This window comes from Bradyrhizobium sp. CCBAU 051011, from assembly GCF_009930815.1.
In the GTDB taxonomy this organism is placed as follows: domain Bacteria; phylum Pseudomonadota; class Alphaproteobacteria; order Rhizobiales; family Xanthobacteraceae; genus Bradyrhizobium.
In genome coordinates this window covers 2,668,395-2,685,607 of sequence record NZ_CP022222.1, presented here as the reverse complement: position 1 = coordinate 2,685,607, position 17,213 = coordinate 2,668,395, and the positions used below count along the sequence as shown (strand labels likewise).

The 17,213-nt window shown below is 63.3% G+C and carries 16 protein-coding genes; 9 read left to right on the top strand and 7 right to left on the bottom strand.

From position 1 onward, the window contains the following. The first annotated feature begins 276 nt into the window (after nucleotides 1-276). Both ACH79_RS12715 and ACH79_RS12710 read left to right on the top strand, forming a co-directional pair. Nucleotides 277-1,233, top strand: a complete 957-nt coding sequence (locus ACH79_RS12715) for a helix-turn-helix domain-containing protein (RefSeq protein ID WP_161851331.1) — start codon at nucleotides 277-279, stop codon at nucleotides 1,231-1,233. Between the two features lie 212 nt (nucleotides 1,234-1,445). Next, a complete protein-coding gene (locus tag ACH79_RS12710) occupies nucleotides 1,446-2,147 on the top strand; it encodes a hypothetical protein (protein WP_161851330.1) in 702 nt (233 codons plus the stop codon). A gap of 202 nt (nucleotides 2,148-2,349) precedes the next feature. Here ACH79_RS12710 and ACH79_RS12705 read toward each other — a convergent pair whose 3' ends face one another. Continuing rightward, the gene (locus ACH79_RS12705; protein ID WP_161851329.1) at nucleotides 2,350-2,550 is read right to left on the bottom strand and encodes a hypothetical protein; all 201 of its coding nucleotides are present in this window, start codon (nucleotides 2,548-2,550) and stop codon (nucleotides 2,350-2,352) included. Nucleotides 2,551-2,614: 64 nt separating this feature from the next. Next, the gene (locus tag ACH79_RS12700) at nucleotides 2,615-3,622 is read right to left on the bottom strand and encodes a 2-dehydropantoate 2-reductase (protein ID WP_161851328.1); all 1,008 of its coding nucleotides are present in this window, start codon (nucleotides 3,620-3,622) and stop codon (nucleotides 2,615-2,617) included. A 149-nt stretch (nucleotides 3,623-3,771) separates the two neighbouring features. On the opposite strand from ACH79_RS12700, the gene ACH79_RS12695 reads away from it, so the two are divergent. Further along, nucleotides 3,772-4,344 (top strand): YidB family protein, encoded by a 573-nt coding sequence (locus ACH79_RS12695; protein ID WP_161851327.1) that lies wholly within the window; start codon nucleotides 3,772-3,774, stop codon nucleotides 4,342-4,344. 70 nt (nucleotides 4,345-4,414) lie between these two features. Continuing rightward, nucleotides 4,415-4,693, top strand: a complete 279-nt coding sequence (locus tag ACH79_RS12690; protein WP_161851326.1) for a GlsB/YeaQ/YmgE family stress response membrane protein — start codon at nucleotides 4,415-4,417, stop codon at nucleotides 4,691-4,693. 110 nt (nucleotides 4,694-4,803) lie between these two features. On the opposite strand, the gene ACH79_RS12685 is transcribed toward ACH79_RS12690, so the two are convergent. Then, nucleotides 4,804-5,586 (bottom strand): SDR family NAD(P)-dependent oxidoreductase, encoded by a 783-nt coding sequence (locus tag ACH79_RS12685; RefSeq protein WP_161851325.1) that lies wholly within the window; start codon nucleotides 5,584-5,586, stop codon nucleotides 4,804-4,806. 281 nt (nucleotides 5,587-5,867) lie between these two features. On the opposite strand from ACH79_RS12685, the gene ACH79_RS12680 reads away from it, so the two are divergent. From ACH79_RS12680 to ACH79_RS12670, 3 genes are read left to right on the top strand one after another with little or no spacing between them, the layout of a single operon-like run. Further along, complete coding sequence (locus tag ACH79_RS12680) at nucleotides 5,868-6,935, top strand: acyl-CoA dehydrogenase family protein (protein ID WP_161856336.1); 1,068 nt, start codon at nucleotides 5,868-5,870, stop codon at nucleotides 6,933-6,935. A 34-nt stretch (nucleotides 6,936-6,969) separates the two neighbouring features. Beyond that, nucleotides 6,970-8,130: an acyl-CoA dehydrogenase family protein gene (locus tag ACH79_RS12675; RefSeq protein ID WP_161851324.1), complete on the top strand. Its 1,161-nt coding sequence runs from the start codon at nucleotides 6,970-6,972 to the stop codon at nucleotides 8,128-8,130. A gap of 39 nt (nucleotides 8,131-8,169) precedes the next feature. Then, entirely contained in the window at nucleotides 8,170-8,970 is an 801-nt protein-coding gene (locus ACH79_RS12670) for an enoyl-CoA hydratase/isomerase family protein (protein WP_161851323.1), read from the top strand. A 187-nt stretch (nucleotides 8,971-9,157) separates the two neighbouring features. On the opposite strand, the gene ACH79_RS12665 is transcribed toward ACH79_RS12670, so the two are convergent. From ACH79_RS12665 to ACH79_RS12650, 4 genes are all read right to left on the bottom strand, one after another. Beyond that, nucleotides 9,158-9,919 carry a hypothetical protein gene (locus tag ACH79_RS12665; RefSeq protein ID WP_161851322.1) on the bottom strand — a complete coding sequence of 254 codons (762 nt, stop codon included), beginning with the start codon at nucleotides 9,917-9,919 and terminating at the stop codon, nucleotides 9,158-9,160. A 1-nt stretch (nucleotide 9,920) separates the two neighbouring features. Next, on the bottom strand, nucleotides 9,921-10,715 hold the full coding sequence (locus ACH79_RS12660) for an enoyl-CoA hydratase (protein WP_161851321.1): 795 nt from the start codon (nucleotides 10,713-10,715) through the stop codon (nucleotides 9,921-9,923). Nucleotides 10,716-10,839: 124 nt separating this feature from the next. Next, nucleotides 10,840-12,048 (bottom strand): ABC transporter substrate-binding protein, encoded by a 1,209-nt coding sequence (locus ACH79_RS12655; RefSeq protein WP_161851320.1) that lies wholly within the window; start codon nucleotides 12,046-12,048, stop codon nucleotides 10,840-10,842. A gap of 202 nt (nucleotides 12,049-12,250) precedes the next feature. Further along, nucleotides 12,251-15,607 carry an adenylate/guanylate cyclase domain-containing protein gene (locus ACH79_RS12650; protein ID WP_161851319.1) on the bottom strand — a complete coding sequence of 1,119 codons (3,357 nt, stop codon included), beginning with the start codon at nucleotides 15,605-15,607 and terminating at the stop codon, nucleotides 12,251-12,253. 491 nt (nucleotides 15,608-16,098) lie between these two features. Between ACH79_RS12650 and ACH79_RS43830 the strand changes: the two genes are divergently transcribed. After that, on the top strand, nucleotides 16,099-16,278 hold the full coding sequence (locus ACH79_RS43830) for a hypothetical protein (RefSeq protein WP_246738509.1): 180 nt from the start codon (nucleotides 16,099-16,101) through the stop codon (nucleotides 16,276-16,278). A gap of 526 nt (nucleotides 16,279-16,804) precedes the next feature. After that, the gene (locus tag ACH79_RS45065) at nucleotides 16,805-17,173 is read left to right on the top strand and encodes a ClpX C4-type zinc finger protein (RefSeq protein ID WP_161851318.1); all 369 of its coding nucleotides are present in this window, start codon (nucleotides 16,805-16,807) and stop codon (nucleotides 17,171-17,173) included. The last annotated feature ends 40 nt before the right edge of the window (nucleotides 17,174-17,213 follow it).

Below are 17,213 nucleotides of genomic sequence, written 5' to 3'. Positions count from 1 at the left end.
TCGGTTGCGGCAAAACAACTAGCATTCCGCTTGAGCAGGTATAATGGATTTGGATGGGTCCGGGTGGCCGGTCGGCCGGTCGGGAAACGGGCGGCCGGTGCTGCGTGAACCCACGTACCGCGCGGGCCAGCGCCACACGTCGCGGAATTGACACCCCTGCTTTTTCTCCGCGACCGAAAGCCGCTTGAAATCTCTCCCGGCCACACTTCTTAATGCGGCCTTAACCAGACCCGCCGACGCTGGCGGCAACGATTCGCACGCTGCCGGTGCCTCACGATGCAGTTCCAGAAGCTTGCCCCCTCGCCGGCACTTTCGATCGTCCAGTTCTCCGACATCGATGCCTTCCGGCCGGTCGAATTTGTCGCGGACGCGCGCAGCGTCCCGCTCAGCCTTGCTAATTTCCATACCGCGCGCGCGATGGTGCAGTTGCCGGGCTGCCAGATCGCCGTGCTCAGTTCATTCCCCCGCATTGTCGACGTCAGCTACCGCGCGGCGCACGGCGTCGTCATCTTCCAGCTCGAGAACGATTACGACGTAGCCGTCAACGGCATGTCGGTGGACCGTCCGGCCTTCATCGGCATGCGCGGCAATGTCGATTTGCAGTTCGTCGAACCCCGCGGATCGCTGCACGCGATCATCACGCTGGGCGCCGGCCTGCGAGACCGGGAATGGTTCGATACGCCGGATCTGCTTTGCCCGTTCACGCCCACCCTCGAGGCTCTGGCAACCGTCAGATCCATCACGACGGGTATCTTGCAGACGGCTTCGGCCAGACCGGAGCTGTTGCTGGAGCCGCGTTCGGCGCTGGCTCTCCAGGAAGGCCTGCTGCTCGCCATCGACGAGATGTTCCGCAGCGGCAGAACGCCTGATGTGGCGGGCCGGATCGCAAGCAGGGGCTATTGCCGCCTCGTTCGCATGATCGACGAATATGTCGCGTTTCACGCCGCCTCGCCGATCTACAGCGCCGACCTTGCCGAGCAATGCGGCGTATCGGTCAGGACACTCGGCACGGCGGTGGCGAGCGTTCGCGGTATGAGCCTGCATCGCTATTTGCGCCTCAAGCAGCTTTGGTCGGCCCGCGCACAACTGGCGAAGGGTTCCGACGCGATCACCGTGACGTCGTGCGCGCGCGCCAACGGCTTCCACCACATGGGTGAGTTCGCGCGACTCTACCGCGCTACGTTCCATGAAACGGCGTCGAGCACTCTGGCCCGCGCACGCGGCGCCGACTGATTGTTGCCACAATGTGGCGCACTTATCCGCCCGCCCTCTGATGGTGCACTTGGAATCGCTGGAACTTTGCGCGCGCAGCTTTGCCTTGGCGTTGAATTTCCTCAAGATTTCTAATGGCCTAGCACTGTGTTCCATTGGTCACATCCAGCGGATAGAGTCACAACGCCAGCGGGAACATCGTGCAATTTCGGCGTGACAGCGCTGCCAAAATGATGACAATCGACTCAATCAAAGTTCCCAAGAATTCGACTGGAGCAAAATCGTCCGTGATCGCCTCACGTGCACCGTCATTTGTTTTTGCCGCGATCGGAGGCCTGCTCGTGTTCGTGCCGGCGCCTTCCGTCGCGCAATGGTGGCGCAGCACGCCGGTGGATTTCGAATCCTGCGCCGATGTGGCCGAGAAGTCGAATACCAAGGAAGAAAAAACGGCGAAGCTTGCCGAATGCAACGCGAAATTCGCCGGCCGCCGCAAGGCGGGCGGCGGTTACACCTATTACGATTTCATGCAGGACCGCACCTTCGACATCGCGGGCCCAAATCCGACGCCGGAAGAGCAGAAGAAGATCGACGAGCATTATACGGCCTATCTCGAGCGCGAGCGGCGCAATCACGCCGCCGCGGCGCAGGCGGCCAAGCAGCAGCAGCAGCAAGAGCTACCGCCCGCGCAAGGTGTGCAGCAGATCTCGCTGCGCACGGAGCAGCCTGCTCCGATGCAGGCCGCTCCGTCGATCGAGACCGAAAAGGTACCGATACCGGTGGCCAGTCCCGTCAAGCAGGCCGCACGCCTCCGGGCTGCCCAGTGCGCCAAGAACCAGTTCTCGTGCGAATGGCCGCGGCTCTCGGAGAGCATCAACGGACTGAAAAAGCTGCTCAACCCGCAGCAGCAGCCGCCGGCCAAGCAGAAGAAAAGCTAGATCCTTCCGTCGTCCTTGCGAACGCAGTGACCCCCGCGTGAGCGCCTGCGCTCATCGCGATACCGCGTGATCTATCCATAACGCGGAACGGCAGACGTCATTTCAGGACAACTGCATCCGGTGGCTATCGGTCCCTGCGCCCGTGCGCAATTGCGCTAGGCAGGGACGACGTGAGAGGCGTGCTCACGCGGTGATATCGGCGTCAGCGCGCACGCGGCTTCTTGACCCGACGTGGCTTGACACTCGGCGCGACGACCGCCCGCGACGCCGCCCGTTGCTCCTGCAGGCGCGCGTCATAGCCCGGCGATGGTGTCGCCGTCGGCGGCACGGCCTGCGCGGGCGCGAGTATTGCCCAGCCGGCCAGAATGGCGATCGCCAGCGGCGCAAGTCCCGTTCGTTTCATCTCGCTTCTCCCATCGGCTTTGCGATACGAAATTCGCGCCGGATCAGCACCATTTCAAGGCCCATCAATCGCGCGCGCGAATCTGCTCCGGCGTCAGGCCGGGCGAGCCGTTGGCGTTCCGCTCGGCCTGCCGGATCAATTCCACGATCCGGCGCGACAGCGGCGCATCCAGCCCGCGGCGATCGGCAATCCCGGTGATGACGCCCTGCAGATAGTCGACCTCGGTGCGGCGGCGGTGCTGCAGATCCTCCCACATCGACGAGCGCGCCTCGGGATCGATCTTCATGGTACGCCCGAGCAGCGCTTCGAAGACCGGATCCGGCAGGCGCAGCAGCGACGGCATCCAGCCGAACGGGATCGGCGTCGGCGAGACCGGCTTGATGCCTTCGGCCTTGATTGCCGCCAGCGCCTCAGTGACCTGATCGGCGAACAGTCGCCGCCATTCTCGTTGCGCCAACTGCCGCCGCAGCGGCAGGTCGGCCAGCGCATTGAGCGCGTTGTTGAGATTGAGCAGCAGCTTGCCCCATTGCACGCCCTCGATGTTGGCGGTCGGCCGCACCTTCAAGTCCGGCACCGACAGCATCTCCGCCGTGCGCGCCGCGTCCTGTTCGATCACGATGTCGCCCGAGGTGGCGCGATGAAACCGCCCATTGCCGAGCGCAATCACATTGAACGGCACCATGCCGCCGAGCACGCGCCGGCCCGGCAGGCGATTACGGAGCACGGTCGCATTGCCGACGCCGTTCTGCAGGCTGACCACGACCGCATCTGATGGTGCGTGCCGGGCGATGAGATCAGCCATGGCAGCGGTATCCGCGCTCTTGACCGTGACCAGCACGACGCCGGCATTCTCAAACACGCTAGGATTTTCCGACAATGCGAACCGATCGCGCGTGATGGTTTGGTCAAAGCCTTCAAAGCTCGTCGGCCGCAGGCCATTGGCTTCGATTTCAGTAATGACGCGCGGACGCGCCAGCAGCGCGACGCGGCGGCCGCCGGCCGCCAGCATGCCGCCGACGAAGCAGCCGATGCTGCCCGCCCCCGCGACACCGATCGTCTGGCCCGAAACCATTTGACACCCATCGCGTTGCAACAGGCCTCGATAGCAGAACCATCAGCCAGTGCCTATCGGACGCATCGCCGGGCGACTTGTAACCGTCACCTTGTAACCGTCATGGGCCGACTTTATGTTTCGCGCGGGGCTACGCGGAGGACACGACCATGGGTTTACTCGACGTACTCAACGGCATGCAGAATGGCCCGCGCGGCCCGAGCCGCCCCAGCGAACAATCCGGCGGCGGCGGAATGTCGCCCTTGACCATGGCGATCCTGGCGCTGCTGGCCTGGAAAGGCATCAAGCATTTCAGCGGCAACCAGACCGGCTCCGCGCCGCAACCGGCGCCGGCGCCCGCGCCTGGCAACGTGCAGGCCGGTCTACCCGGCGGCGGTGGCCTCAGCGACATGCTCAAAGGCGGATTGGGCGGCCTGCTCGCGGGCGGAGCGGCCGGCACCATCCTCAACGGCGGCCTCGGCGACCTCATGAAGCAGTTGCAACAGAACGGCCTTGGCGATCAGGCCGACTCCTGGGTCAGCAACGGTCCCAACAAGCAGGTCGCGCCCGGCGATCTCGCCAACGCGCTCGGCGCCGATGAGATCGATCAGCTCTCGTCGCAGAGCGGCCTGTCGCGCGACGATTTGCTGCAAGGCCTCAGCCAGTATCTGCCTGACGTCGTCAATCACCTGACGCCGGACGGGCGACTGCCGGACGACAACGAAATGTCGGGACGGATTTGACGCCGCGTCAGCGCGGTGCGCATGCCGCACCGCGCTGCATCACCATCGACGCATTGGAAAGGGACTTCCCATGGGCGGCATTATCTGGATCATCGTCGTCGGCTTTGTCGCCGGCATCATCGCGCGTATCCTTTCGCCGGGCCAGAACAACCCAACCGGCTTCATCCTGACCACGGTGCTCGGCATCGCCGGCGCGTTTCTGGCGACCTGGATCGGCCAGGCGATCGGCCATTACAGCCCCGATCAGGGCGCCGGCTTCATCACCGCAACGATCGGCGCGCTGGTGGTGCTGTTCATCTGGAACCGGCTGGTCGCGAGGGGAATGATTTCCGATCCGGGCAACCGGTGACAGCGTAGCCGCATCAGACCGTAGCCCGGATGGAGCGAAGCGAAATCCGGGAACGACAGCGGCAGTGGCCCCGGATTGCGCTTCGCTCCATCCGGGCTACGGGTGAGATCTCACAACACCAGATGCATGCCCGCATCCATGCGCACGAACTCGCCGGTCATGTTGCTCGACGCCGGCGACGCCAGGAAACACACGAGCTGCGCGATATCCTCCGCGGTCGACGCCATCTTCAGCGGCACCTTCGCCACCACGGCGTCGCGCACCGCCTTGGCGCCGGCCTCGCCGCGGCCCTTGGTGAACCAGGGCGTATCGATATAGCCGGGGCACACCGTGTTGACGCGGATCAAGGGCGCCAGCGCCCGCGCCAGCGATTGCGTCATGGTGTTGAGCGCGCCCTTGCTCGCGGCATAGGCAACCGACGAACCGCCGCCGGAAATGCCGGCGACCGACGACACGTTGACCACGGCGGACGCCCGCCCCGAAGCTTTCGCGCCGGCCTCGAGCTGCGCGCGCGCGGCGCGGATCATCTGGAACGGGCCGATCGTATTCACCGCATAGATGCGCTGAAAGTCCTCAGCCGTTAGCCCGTCGAGATCGTGATGCGGCACGTGCTTGGTGGTGCCGGCATTATTGACGAGAACGTCGAGGCGCCCCCACGGCACGGCCGCGGCCGCGATCTTCTTGCAGTCCTCGTCGCGCGACACGTCGCCCTGCACCACCACGACTTCGGCGCCCGCGCTGCGGCAGAGATCGGCCGTGGCTTCCGCTTCCGCCTTGCTGTTGGAATAGTTCACGACGATGCGCGCGCCGCCCTTTGCCAGAATGGCTGCAGTCGCCGCTCCCAAACCGGAAGCTGAACCGGTGACAATCGCGCACAAACCATCCTTCGACATCCGCATTTCCTCTTGTTGCTTTTGGCTGGGTTTCGATCCGCCCATGGAGAGGGCTTCAGTGGCTACCATATCGCGCGGCAAACCGCGTGCAAATCCGAAGAAGTCCGTTGCGCGGAATTTATTCTTCGCCCGCGATCATCATGCCACCGCCTCATGCCGCCCTGCGGACAGCGCTTGTCACGGCTATGGCTTTTGCTCATCATTGAGCGCAAGAAAAGACCGCAGCCGAACCCGGCACAATTGTCGGGACTGGCATGCCAATCTCAACATCGGGGAACGCTGTGGCGGAGAGTGAGAACATCGTTGCCGAGACCGCGGAGAAAATCTTCGCCGACCTCGCCGACGCCCAAACCATCAATCGCGACAAGCAGGGCGAGTGGAAAGCCCCGCTGTGGCAGGCGCTGACGGAAGCCGGCCTGCCGCTGGCCTGGGTGCCGGAAGATTGCGGCGGCTCGGGCGCCTCGCTCGCCGAAGGTTTTAGCGTTCTCAGCGCCGCCGGACGTTTTGCCGTCGCAGTCCCGCTCGCCGAAACCATGCTGGCCGGCTGGCTGCTGGCACAGGCCAAAATCGCTTCGCCCGACGGCGAGATGACGGTGGTGCCCGCGAGCCCGAAAGACCGGATTACCGTCAATGCCGACGGCAGCCTGTCAGGCCGGGCGCGCGGCGTGCCGTTTGCCAAGGCCGCAAAACATTTTGCGGTGCTCGCTGGCGATGCCAAGGGCAGTTTCTCCATCGCGCTGGTCGATGCCAGCAAGTGTCGGATCGAGGCTGGGATCGGCCTCGGCGGCGACAACTCCGATACGGTGACGCTCGACAAGGTGCAGCCGGTCACGACCAAGCCCGCGCCTGATGGTTTCGACCAGACCCGGCTGATGCTGATGGGCGGCGTCGCTCGGGCGTTGCAGATCGCCGGCGCTTTGGAATCGATGCTGGAAATTTCCGTGCGCTATTCCAACGAGCGCGTTGCGTTCGAGAAAAAGATCTCGAAATTCCAGGCCGTGCAGCACAATCTGGCGCGCCTCGCCGGCGAGTCGGCGGCGGCGCTCGCGGCGGCCACCTCCGCCGCAGACGCCATCGCCAACGCCACCTCCTTCGACGACGAAGTGTTTCTCGAAGCGGTGGCGGCAAAAATCCGCTGCTCGGAAGCAGCGGAAAAAGGCGGCGCGATTGCCCATCAGGTGCACGGCGCGATCGGCTTCACCGTCGAGCACATCCTGCATCGCTATTCGCTGCGCGCGCTGGCCTGGCGCGACGATTTCGGCTCGGAGAGCTACTGGGCGGTCGAGCTCGGCAAGCTCGTCTGTATCAGAGGCGCCGACGAACTGTGGCCGCTGGTGGCCTCGCGCTGACGTCAATACCGATTTGCCTGCATAGAGATTAGCAATGACTGCAGCCCTCCGTTTCGACCCGATCCGCCTGCCGCCCAAATGCGAACAATTGCGCAAGGAAGTGCGCGCCTTCCTCGCCGAAGAAATCGCCGCTGGCACTTTCGATCCGCACAAGCCGAACCGCGAAGATACCGACGTGCCGGAATTTTCCCGAAAGGTCGGCGAACGCGGCTGGCTCGGCATGACCTGGCCGAAGAAATATGGCGGCCACGAGCGCTCGTTCCTCGAGCGTTACGTGGTGACCGAGGAAATGCGCGTGGCGAACGCGCCGACGCGGCGCTTCTTCGTCGCCGACCGCCAGAGCGGCCCGGTGCTTTTGAAATACGCGCCCGAGCACATCAAGATGGAGATCCTGCCGCGCATCTGCAAAGGCGAAATCTGCTTTGCCATCGGCATGAGCGAGCCGAACTCAGGCTCCGATCTGTTCGCGGCGAAAACCCGCGCCACCAAGACTGATGGCGGCTATCTGATCAACGGCACCAAGATCTGGACCTCTTCGGCCCATATCGCCGACTACATGATCGCGATCTTCCGGACGTCGCCACCGACGAAAGAGAACCGCCGCCATGGGCTAACGCAATTCCTGGTCAAGATGAAGCAGCCGGGCATCCAGGTGAACCCGATCGGCCAGATCACCGGGCAGTATGAATTCAACGAAGTCGTGTTCACCGACTACTTCGTTCCCGACGATCACGTGCTCGGCGAAATCGACGGCGCCTGGAAACAGGCGACGAGCGAGCTCGCCTATGAACGAAGCGGCCCCGAGCGCTTCCTCGAAACCTATTACGTGCTGACCGAACTCGTCCGCGCCGTCGGCAAGGACCCGGACACTCGCAGCGCCGAAGGCATCGGCCGGCTGGTGGCGCAAGTGCACACCATGCGGCGCATGTCGGTCTCAGTCGCGGGCATGCTGCAAGCCGGCAAGGAGCCGGTGGTCGAGGCGTCCATCGTCAAGGACATCGGCACCATCTGGGAGCAGCAGTTGCCGCATCGCGTGCGCGAGCTCGCCGCCTTTGTCGAGGAGACCGCAACCAACCGCGAGACGCTGGAAAAGCAGCTCGACTTCGCCATCAAGACCGCGCCCAAGCTGACGATTCAGGGCGGCACCACCGAGGTGCTGCGCGGCATCATCGCCCGCGGGCTTGGTCTGCGCTAGCGCGCGGCTTGGCTTGCGCTAATTCAACGAGGAAAGCTCATGAGCAAATACACTGATATCGGCGTCGAGAAGCACGGGCATGTCGGCCTGATCGAAATCCGCAAACCGCCGCTGAACTTCTTCGACGTCTCGCTGATCAACCAGATCGCGGACGCGCTGGAAGAGTTCGACAACGACATCGAAATCCGCGCTTCGGTGCTTGCCGCGCAAGGCAAGGCGTTCTGCGCCGGCGCCGACTTCTCCGACCCCAAGCGGCAGGAGCAGGAAGAGAGCGCGCAAAAGGATCCGGCGGCGAACCTGCCGATCAACCATCTCTACGTCCAGGCCGTGCGCATCTTCCGCAACAAGAAGCCGGTCGTTGCGGCCGTTCATGGCGCAGCCATCGGTGGCGGCCTAGGTCTAGCCGTCTCCGCCGACTTCCGCGTCACCTGCCCCGAAGCGCGCTTCGCGGCGAACTTCACCAAGCTTGGCTTCCACCCGGGCTTCGGTCTCACCGCGACGCTTCCCGAACTGGTCGGCAAGAACAACGCGGAGCTGATTTTCTACACCAGCCGCCGCGTCACCGGCGAGGAAGCAACAAGGATGGGCCTCGCCAATGTCTGCGTGCCGCAGGACCAGGTGCGGGCTGAAGCAATGAAGCTCGCGGCAGAAATCGCCGAATGCTCGCCACTCGGCCTGATCTCGACCCGCGCCACCATGCGCGCCGGCCTCGCCGACCGCGTGCTCGCTGCCACCAACCACGAACTCGTCGAGCAGACAAAACTCCGCGCGACGGAGGATTTCAAGGAAGGCGTCAAAGCGACGGCGGAACGCCGCGTCGCGAATTTCAAGGGGCGCTGAGACGCGCCACTTGCGTCCCTTCCCTTCTCCCCTTGTCGGAGAAGGTGGCAGACGCAGTCCGCCGGATGAGGGGTTCTCTCCGCATGAGAGATCTGTGTTTGCGGAGACAGACCCCTCACCCGTCTCAATCGCGCTTCCGCGCGATTGATCCACCCTCTCCCACAAGGGGAGAGGGGAAGCACGGCGCTCACGCCACCAGGCTGAACGTCACCCCACAAAGATCGAACGCGTCGCCCGACACCTTGCAGCCCTTCGCCTTGGCGGCATCACGCACTTTCGCGCTATCGGCAACCCTGAACGTCAACCCGCTCATCAGATCGCTCGCGCCCTTAACGAAACGGAAGCTGGCATTGGGCAACTGCAATTCAGGCTCGCCGCCCGCATTGCTGACGGCGACTCGCAAAATCTTCCCCCAATGCTCCGCCAGCCCCTGCGGATCCGGGCTCTGCATCTGAACTTCCGTCAGCGCCACCGTCACATTCTTCCGGATTGCCTTCTGCCAGTCCGGTCCGGCCGGTGGATAGGGCCCCAGCACATCATCGCTGCCATCAGTGTGGTTGAACTCGATGAACGCGGCGCGGCAGTCACGCGGATGCAGTTGCACGCCATGATAGGGCGCGTGCGTGATCACGTTCGCGGTGCGCACGCCCATTCCATTGGCGTGCTTGCCACGCGCATCGGGGTCGTCGCAGCAGAAGATCGCCATGTAGCCGCCGCGGCCGCCGGTCTTGTCGAGGAAGCGTCCTGCCGCGGTGCCCGGCTGGGTCGGCGCCACCACTTCGAGCAGGATCGTGTCGACCGGCAGCAGCGCGTTCTCCAGGCCATACTTCGCGACATTGCCGTCGCGGTAGCAGACATTGAGGCCCATGATCGCGGAGATGTCCGAGATCACCGGCTCGAGATGCGGCGCTACCAGGCAGATCTGCCGCAGCCTGAGATATTCCGCCATCTCACTGCCCCTGAAATAAGGGCTTGCGCTTCTCGACAAAGGCTTTTGCCGCTTCCTTGTGGTCGGCGGTGTCGCCGGCGCGCGTGTGATGGATCGCTTCGCCATCAAAGCACGCCTCCAGCGACATGGTCTCGGCATTATTGATGTTGCGCTTGATATAGCCGAGCGCGATCGATGGCCCGTGCGCCAGCGACATCGCAAGATCACGCGCCTCGGCGTCGATGTCGGCGTCCGGCACAACCTTTGTCACCATGCCGAGGTTATAGGCCTCGGTCGCGCTCAGGACCGGCGACAGAAGATAGAGCTCGCGCGCCTTCGCGCTGCCGAGCAACTGGGTGAGAAAATAGGTGCCGCCGTAATCGCCGGAGAAGCCCACCTTGGCGAAGGCGGTGGTGATCTTGCAGGAGGCGCTGGCGACGCGCAGGTCGCAGGACAGCGCAATCGAAAGGCCGGCGCCGGCGGCTGCGCCGTCGAGCTGCGCCACCACCGGCTTCGGCATCTGGTGCAGGATGCGCGAGACTTCCATGCCGCGGCGCAAGTTCGCCATCTTGGCCTCGAAGGGAAGTGGCGCCCTGCCCTCCGCCATCGACTTGACGTCGCCGCCGACGCAGAACGTGCCGCCCGCGCCCTTGATCAGCACCGCGCGGACCTCGTGATCATCCTGCGCCCGGCGCGCCGCCTCCACCAGCCCGCGCGTCATGTCCGGATTGAGCGCGTTGCGCCGATCGGGGCGGTTCATGGTGATGGTGAGCAAGCCCTGTTCGAGCTCCTGGAGGACCATTTCGTTTGCGCTCATGTGTCGTGCTTTCGTTGTTGTTGGTTTGTTGCCGGCGTCATTCCGGGATGGTCCGAAGGACCAGACCCGGAATCTCGAGATCCCGGGTTCGATGCTGCGCATCGCCCCGGGATGACGCTTTGCGTCACTTCTTCACCAGCGGGCAGCGCGAGGCTTCCAGCGGCTGGAACGCCTCGCCGCCCGGGATCGTCGCCAGCAGCTTGTAATAATCCCAGCGCGCCTTCGACTCCGACGGCTTCTTGACCTCGAACAGATACATGTCGTGCACCATGCGGCCGTCCTCGCGGATCTTGCCGTTCTTGGCGAACATGTCGTTGACCGGCGTCTCCTTCATCATCTTCATGACCGCCGCCGCATCCGTGGTGTTCGCGGCCTTCACGGCTTTCAAATAATGCAGGACCGACGAATAGACGCTGGCCTGCGCCGCGGTCGGCGGCCGCTTGACGCGCTCCATGAAGCGTTTCGAGAATGCACGGGTGTCGTCGTTGAGGTCCCAATAAAAAGCCTCAGCGAGCAGCAGGCCCTGCGCGGTCTCCAGCCCGACGCTGTCGATATCGGTGACGAAGGCGAGCAGCGGCGAGAGCTTTTGGCCGCCGCTCCGGGTCAGGCCGAATTCCGCCGCCTGCTTGATCGCATTGATGGTATCGCCGCCGGCATTCGCAAGCCCGACAACCTTCGCCTTCGAGCTCTGCGCCTGCAACAGGAATGATGAAAAATCCGACGTATTGAGCGGATGCTTGACGCCGCCGAGCACCTTGCCGCCGGCCTTCACCACCACGTTAGTCGTGTCCTTCTCCAGGTCCTGGCCGAAGGCATAATCGGCGGTGAGAAAGAACCAGGTCTCGAAGCCGGACTTGACGGTGGCAAGCCCGGTGACGTTGGCCTGCGCAAAGGTGTCGTAGGAATAGTGCACGGTGTAGGGCCCGCAGGCCTCGTTGCTGAGGCGGATCGAGGCCGGGCCGCTATACATCACGATCTTGTTGCGCGCCTTCGCGATCTCGCCGGCGGCAAGCGCGGTCGCGGATGCCGCCACGTCATACAGCATCTCGACGCCCTGGTTGTCGAGCATGTCCCGCGCGATGCTGGCGGCAAGATCGGCCTTGTTGAGATGATCGGCCGCGACGATCTCGACCTTGCGCCCCAGCACCTCGCCGCCGAAATCCTCCACCGCCATCTTCGCGGCGGTCTCCGAGCCCGGCCCGGTGATATCGGCGTAAAGGCCCGACATGTCGAGAATGCCGCCGAGCTTGAGCGGCGGCTTGCCCTGCGCCAATGCGGCAGTCGCCGACATCGCCAATGCGGCGGCAATCATGCCTGTTATTGCTCTTTTCATGGAAGGCCTCCCTTGTCGGCGCGCCGCATTGATTTGCGGCTTTGAATTTTGGTCAGCGCGATCATGCCGTATGGTATCAACAGCGGCAAGGCGCTGACGTTTTCCGTTAAGCGGAATGCCTAACCGGAACGACCCGTAGGATGGGTAGAGCGCAGCGATACCCATCAACTCCCGTGCAAGAACATGATGGGTATCGCTGCGCTCAACCGATCCTACGCAAGGGCTCGACGGGAACGGTTTGTCCATGCTTGAGCAGCGCCGCAGCTTGCTCGATCTCGGGAAGATCTCGCCCCGCGCCGAAATCGACGACGATCGGCGCGAGCAACCCTGATATTGAATCAGCCCGGCCATTTGCGTTGTAGAATCGCGCGAGTCCAACGGCGCTACGCAGCTCAAAAGTCTTCGTTCGTTGGGTGCGGGCGATTTCCAGGGCTTTGCGGAAAGCGTCTTCGGCCATCGATACATCAGGCGGGTCAAGACGCAACAACAACTCACCCTGGCTGCGATGGAGTTCGGCATCGAGCCAATGCTGGCCGGAGCGTTCCGTCCAGCAGATCAACTCCCGCAGGATTTCCAGCCCGGCCTCCGTTTGCCCGGCCTCCGCATTCGCTATCGCCACCTGCATCCCCCAAAATGGCTCACAGAGATAGCAGTCGTTTTCATGAAGCAATGTCCAGCCCCGGCACATTTCCGCAAGCCCGCCCGCTCGATCGCCGGCGCGCCACTGTGCCAGCCCGTTCAGGTAGCTACCGGCTGCGACATACAACGGCATCGTATGCTCGCGGGCGAGGGCGAGCGCGAGAATCGTCTCCGTCTCCTGCAACATGCCGCCGCAAACTCCGTCGAACACCGCCTTGTGGACGAGCGCGTTGGCTTGGGAAAGCGCCCGCTTTTCTCCTGTGGCACATACCGCCTCGGCCGCGAGCCGTCGCGATCGGTCAATCATGCCAAGCGGCCAAAGCACCAGCGCAAGGAACCTCATGATGACGAACGGCAGGTCCAGCGCCGACGCCTTGAAGGTCACCGGATCAGGCTCGGCCTCATAGATCGCAAGCGCGCGCTCGAGATGCAGTCGCGCGTTGAGGTAATCGCCGCCGAACCAGCAGGTGACCCCTGTTGTCCAGTGTGCGACGACGGCGGCCACCGGCGAATCCGGCCGCCGCCCGGCAGCGCTCATGATGGCCTCTGCCAACTCCCGCATCGGCGCGATCTCGCCATGGGTCAGGCAGGCATTGAACAGGCCCGAATGGATCGGCGCCAGTTCAACGGGATCATTGATGTCGGCTGCTAATTGTCGCGCGCGCTTCCATGCCGTCACCGTTTCGGGAGCGCTGTGCCCAAGATTGCCCCGCAGCGCGCGGCCATAGGCGATCTGGAGCTGCAGCCGGTTCATGATGCGGCCCGGCTCATCGGGCAGCCTGTCCGCGATGGCCACCGCCTTGCCGAGATGCGCGACTGCCTCGGTATAGGCCGAGCGTCTCAACGCCTGCTGGCCGGCCTTGCGCCACCAGTCCAGAGCTACGCCGCTCAGTCCAGCTTCAGTGAAGTGGTACGCCAGCACTTCCGGCTCGGTCTCGGCGATGATTGGAAACTTGTCGCGCAGAACATCGCCGATATGCTGGTGGAGCAGTTGCCGCCGGCTCTTGAGCAGGCTCTCGTAAGCCGTTTCCTGTACGAGTGCATGCTTGAAACTATAAGTCGCTTCCGGCGGCGTGCCGCGGCATTCCAGCAGCTCCGCCTCTTCGAGCTGCGCCAGCGCCGCGCTCAGCGTCAGGTCATCGCGGCCCGCAACGGATCGCAGCAGCGTGTATGAGAACTCGCGGCCGATGGCAGCGCCGATCTGCGCCACCTCCTTGACCGGCGCCAGCCGGTCAAGCCGCGCCATCAGCGAGTCCTGCAACGTCGCGGGAATGGCGAGCGGCGGCAGCGGACTATCGAGACGATAGCGCCCGGCATCTTCGACGAGCAGTCCCGACTCCAGCACCATCTTGGTCAATTCTTCCACGAACAGCGGGATGCCATCCGTCTTGTCGATGATCTGCCTCATCATCTCGCCCGGCAGCTTTCGGCCGATGGTCACCTGCTCTACCAGCGCGCGCGTCTCCTGCCGGTCAAGCCGATCGAGTCGCAGCAGGCTGACATTGGCGAGCCCCGCCCAGGGCGGCTCGAACTCGGGCCGGAATGTCGCGAGTGCAAGCACCGGCAATCCCCTGATCCGATCGACTGCGAGGTCGAACAGTTCGAGCGTCGTGGCGTCGGCCCAATGCATGTCCTCGCAGACGATCAGCAGCGGTTGCTGCCGTGCCAGGCCTTCGAACTGGTCGAGCAGGACGGCGAAGGTCTGGCGCCGCTGCTGCACCGGACTTAAACCCAGCGGTGGATAACGCTCGCCGGTCGGGATCGAAAGCAGCGCGGCAATCAGCGGAACGGCCTTGGCCACTTGCTGCGTTCCAAGCGCAAGCATGGTCTCGAGCTTGTCGAGTTTCTGCGCAGGGGTATCCTGCAGCCCGATGCCGGCGGCGCGCTCAAGCTGCGCGACAAAGGGATGAAGCGCAGTATTCGAGTGGTAGGGCGAGCACTGATACCGCAGCCGTCGGGGCGCCCCTGCAGGGCTCTCGGAGAGCGCTGCCACAAGGCGCGACTTGCCGATCCCGGCTTCGCCTGAAATCAGCACCACCTGGCCTTCGCCCTGATACGCCAGTTGCTGGCGCGAGAGCACGAATTCGATCTCCGCCTTGCGGCCGACAAAGCCGATGGATCGCACTGTGCGCACCGCCTCGAAACGGCTCTCCGACGCGGCTCCGCCTTCGACCGCCCAGAGCGCAATCGGTTCGGAGATGCCCTTGACCTCGCGGTGCCCGAGATCCTGAAAGGTGAAGAGATCGCCGAGCAGCCGGCGCGTCGAATCCGCAACGACAACGGCCCCCGGCTCCGCCAGGGCTTGCAGCCGGGCAGCAAGGTTTGGCGTGTCGCCGACCATCGCCTGCTGCTCTGATACGCTTCCGCTGGTGAGGTCGCCTACCACCACAAGTCCAGTCGCGATGGCAACCCGCACCTCGACCCGCTCCTGCGTGCGCATGTCGAGCCGCCTCACGGCAGGGATGATGTCGAGGCCGGCGCGCACGGCGCGCTCCGCATCGTCCTCGTGTGCGCGGGGATAGCCGAAATAGGCGAGAATTCCGTCGCCCACAAACCTGGCGATCACGCCGTCATAGGCGGCGACGACCGTCGCACAGGCCGCGCGATAGGCACGGATCACCTCCCACATGTCCTCGGGATCGAGGCTCGCCGAGAGCGCCGTCGAGCCGACCAGATCGCAGAACATGACGGTGAGGTGGCGTCGCTCGGCATCGTGCCGGCGAGGCGCAATCAATTCGGCCTGGTTGAGATCAGCGATAGCGCGCAGCATCTTGCGGCGGTGGCCGAGCAGAACCCCGAGCCTGTCGAAGTCCTCGTCCCGCAATTCGGGCAGAACACTGACATCGATTCCATTTTCGACAAAACGCTTCGCGTATTGCCCAATGCCGAGATTCTCGAGCCAGTCTGAAATCTGCTGCATGGGGTCCACCGGATGTGTGGTTGACAGCAGGCCGAATGCGGGGCCACGGCGGGTAAAAACTTAGCCCAAGATCTCCGGCATGGCACGCCTTGATGCAGCAATTCGGCTGCGGTTGGCGCTCGATTTCCGGCAAGAACGGTGCCCGGCTACAGTGCTCGCTACCACGCAGCGCATGAGATGATGACGACAACTGAATCGTGACGCGCGCGGGATTTGCGTGAAGCAGCGTTGTACAACCGATGCGCAGGATGGGTAGAGCGCCTTGTCCCGCCATAGCTCAACGACACCTCCTCAATTCCTGAACCTTGATATCGTTCTGAAATCGAACTCGAACCCTCGACGCGCTCGTCGAACATGGACGAAAGAGTTCTTGTTATCGGCAGTTTATCCTCGGTCTTGAACTGGCTGAGCAGACAGCTGAGCAGATACACGATGCGCAATCGTGTACGCAGCAATTCCTGACGATCATTGACGCGCTCCCGGACACCGCAATGGATCTATGGAAGGCCTGCACCTCCCGCACCTTCTCCTACGGATTTGAACGCGGAGCGGACTATCCAGCGCTTGATACGACGATCAGCGCCGACCTGCTGCGCCAGATCGCGCGGATCGACGCCGATATCGCGATCACGGTGTATCCTTTTCAGCAATCGCAGGCACCTCACCCGTGATGAAACTCTTACTCCTGTTGCGGCCAGCGAGAATGGCTTCATGCCGCAGAATGCTTCCTTAGGATGGTAGAGCACAGCGAAACCCATCGTTTCATCCGCTGGCGCAACTATTCATTAATGCTGAGCGCTCGCTGTGCGTGTTTTGTCCTGACACGCCTGCTAGATTGCGAACCGGGATTCGATGAAAGCCGTCGGCTCTTTACGAGGCGTCCATGATTTCACATTGGATAGCAGCGACTGCACTCATCGTGCTCGTCGCAGGAGGCATGGCCATCGCCTGGCCTTTCCGAAAGAAGGCCAAGCTAGGCGCTGATATTTCCGGTCCCGGTCCGTCAATCGACGGATCGCATCACGGTTCGGATGGAGACGGCTCAGGTCACGGGTAGATGCAGGAAGAGCCAAGCGCAGAATCATGGATCATAGTTCGTAGGATGGGTAGAGCGCAGCGAAACCCATCAGCTCCTGCGGGGAAGCAGCAGGGCTTGCTGGAGTGGATCGATCCGTCTTCAACTCACGAGGCAGTCAGATGAAACTGCCGGAGATAATTCGAGCCGCGATCAAAATCGCTGAGGCCAGCCGCGCCATTACCTTCGATCAGTTGAACGAGCTGATCGAAGCAGAGAAGCTGGAGCCGGAAGAAATCGAAAGCCTATTCCAGGCTCTGCGGGATGAGGGCATCAATGTCGTGGAAGCGACGCCCGCTTCACCCGAAGTGGCATGTTCATTCTGCGGGAAGAGCCAACCGGACGTCTTGCAGATTATCGCAGGCGCTGGAGGTTTCATTTGCAATGAATGCGTGCAGCTATGTGTCGGCATCATTGCTACCGAGAATCCTGACTGGCTTGACCAACATCGTCAATTCCTCACGACACTACCGCTGAAATCCAAGGACTAAAGTGCTGGCGATGCAGCGCATACGAGCGTCCCATTGCAGG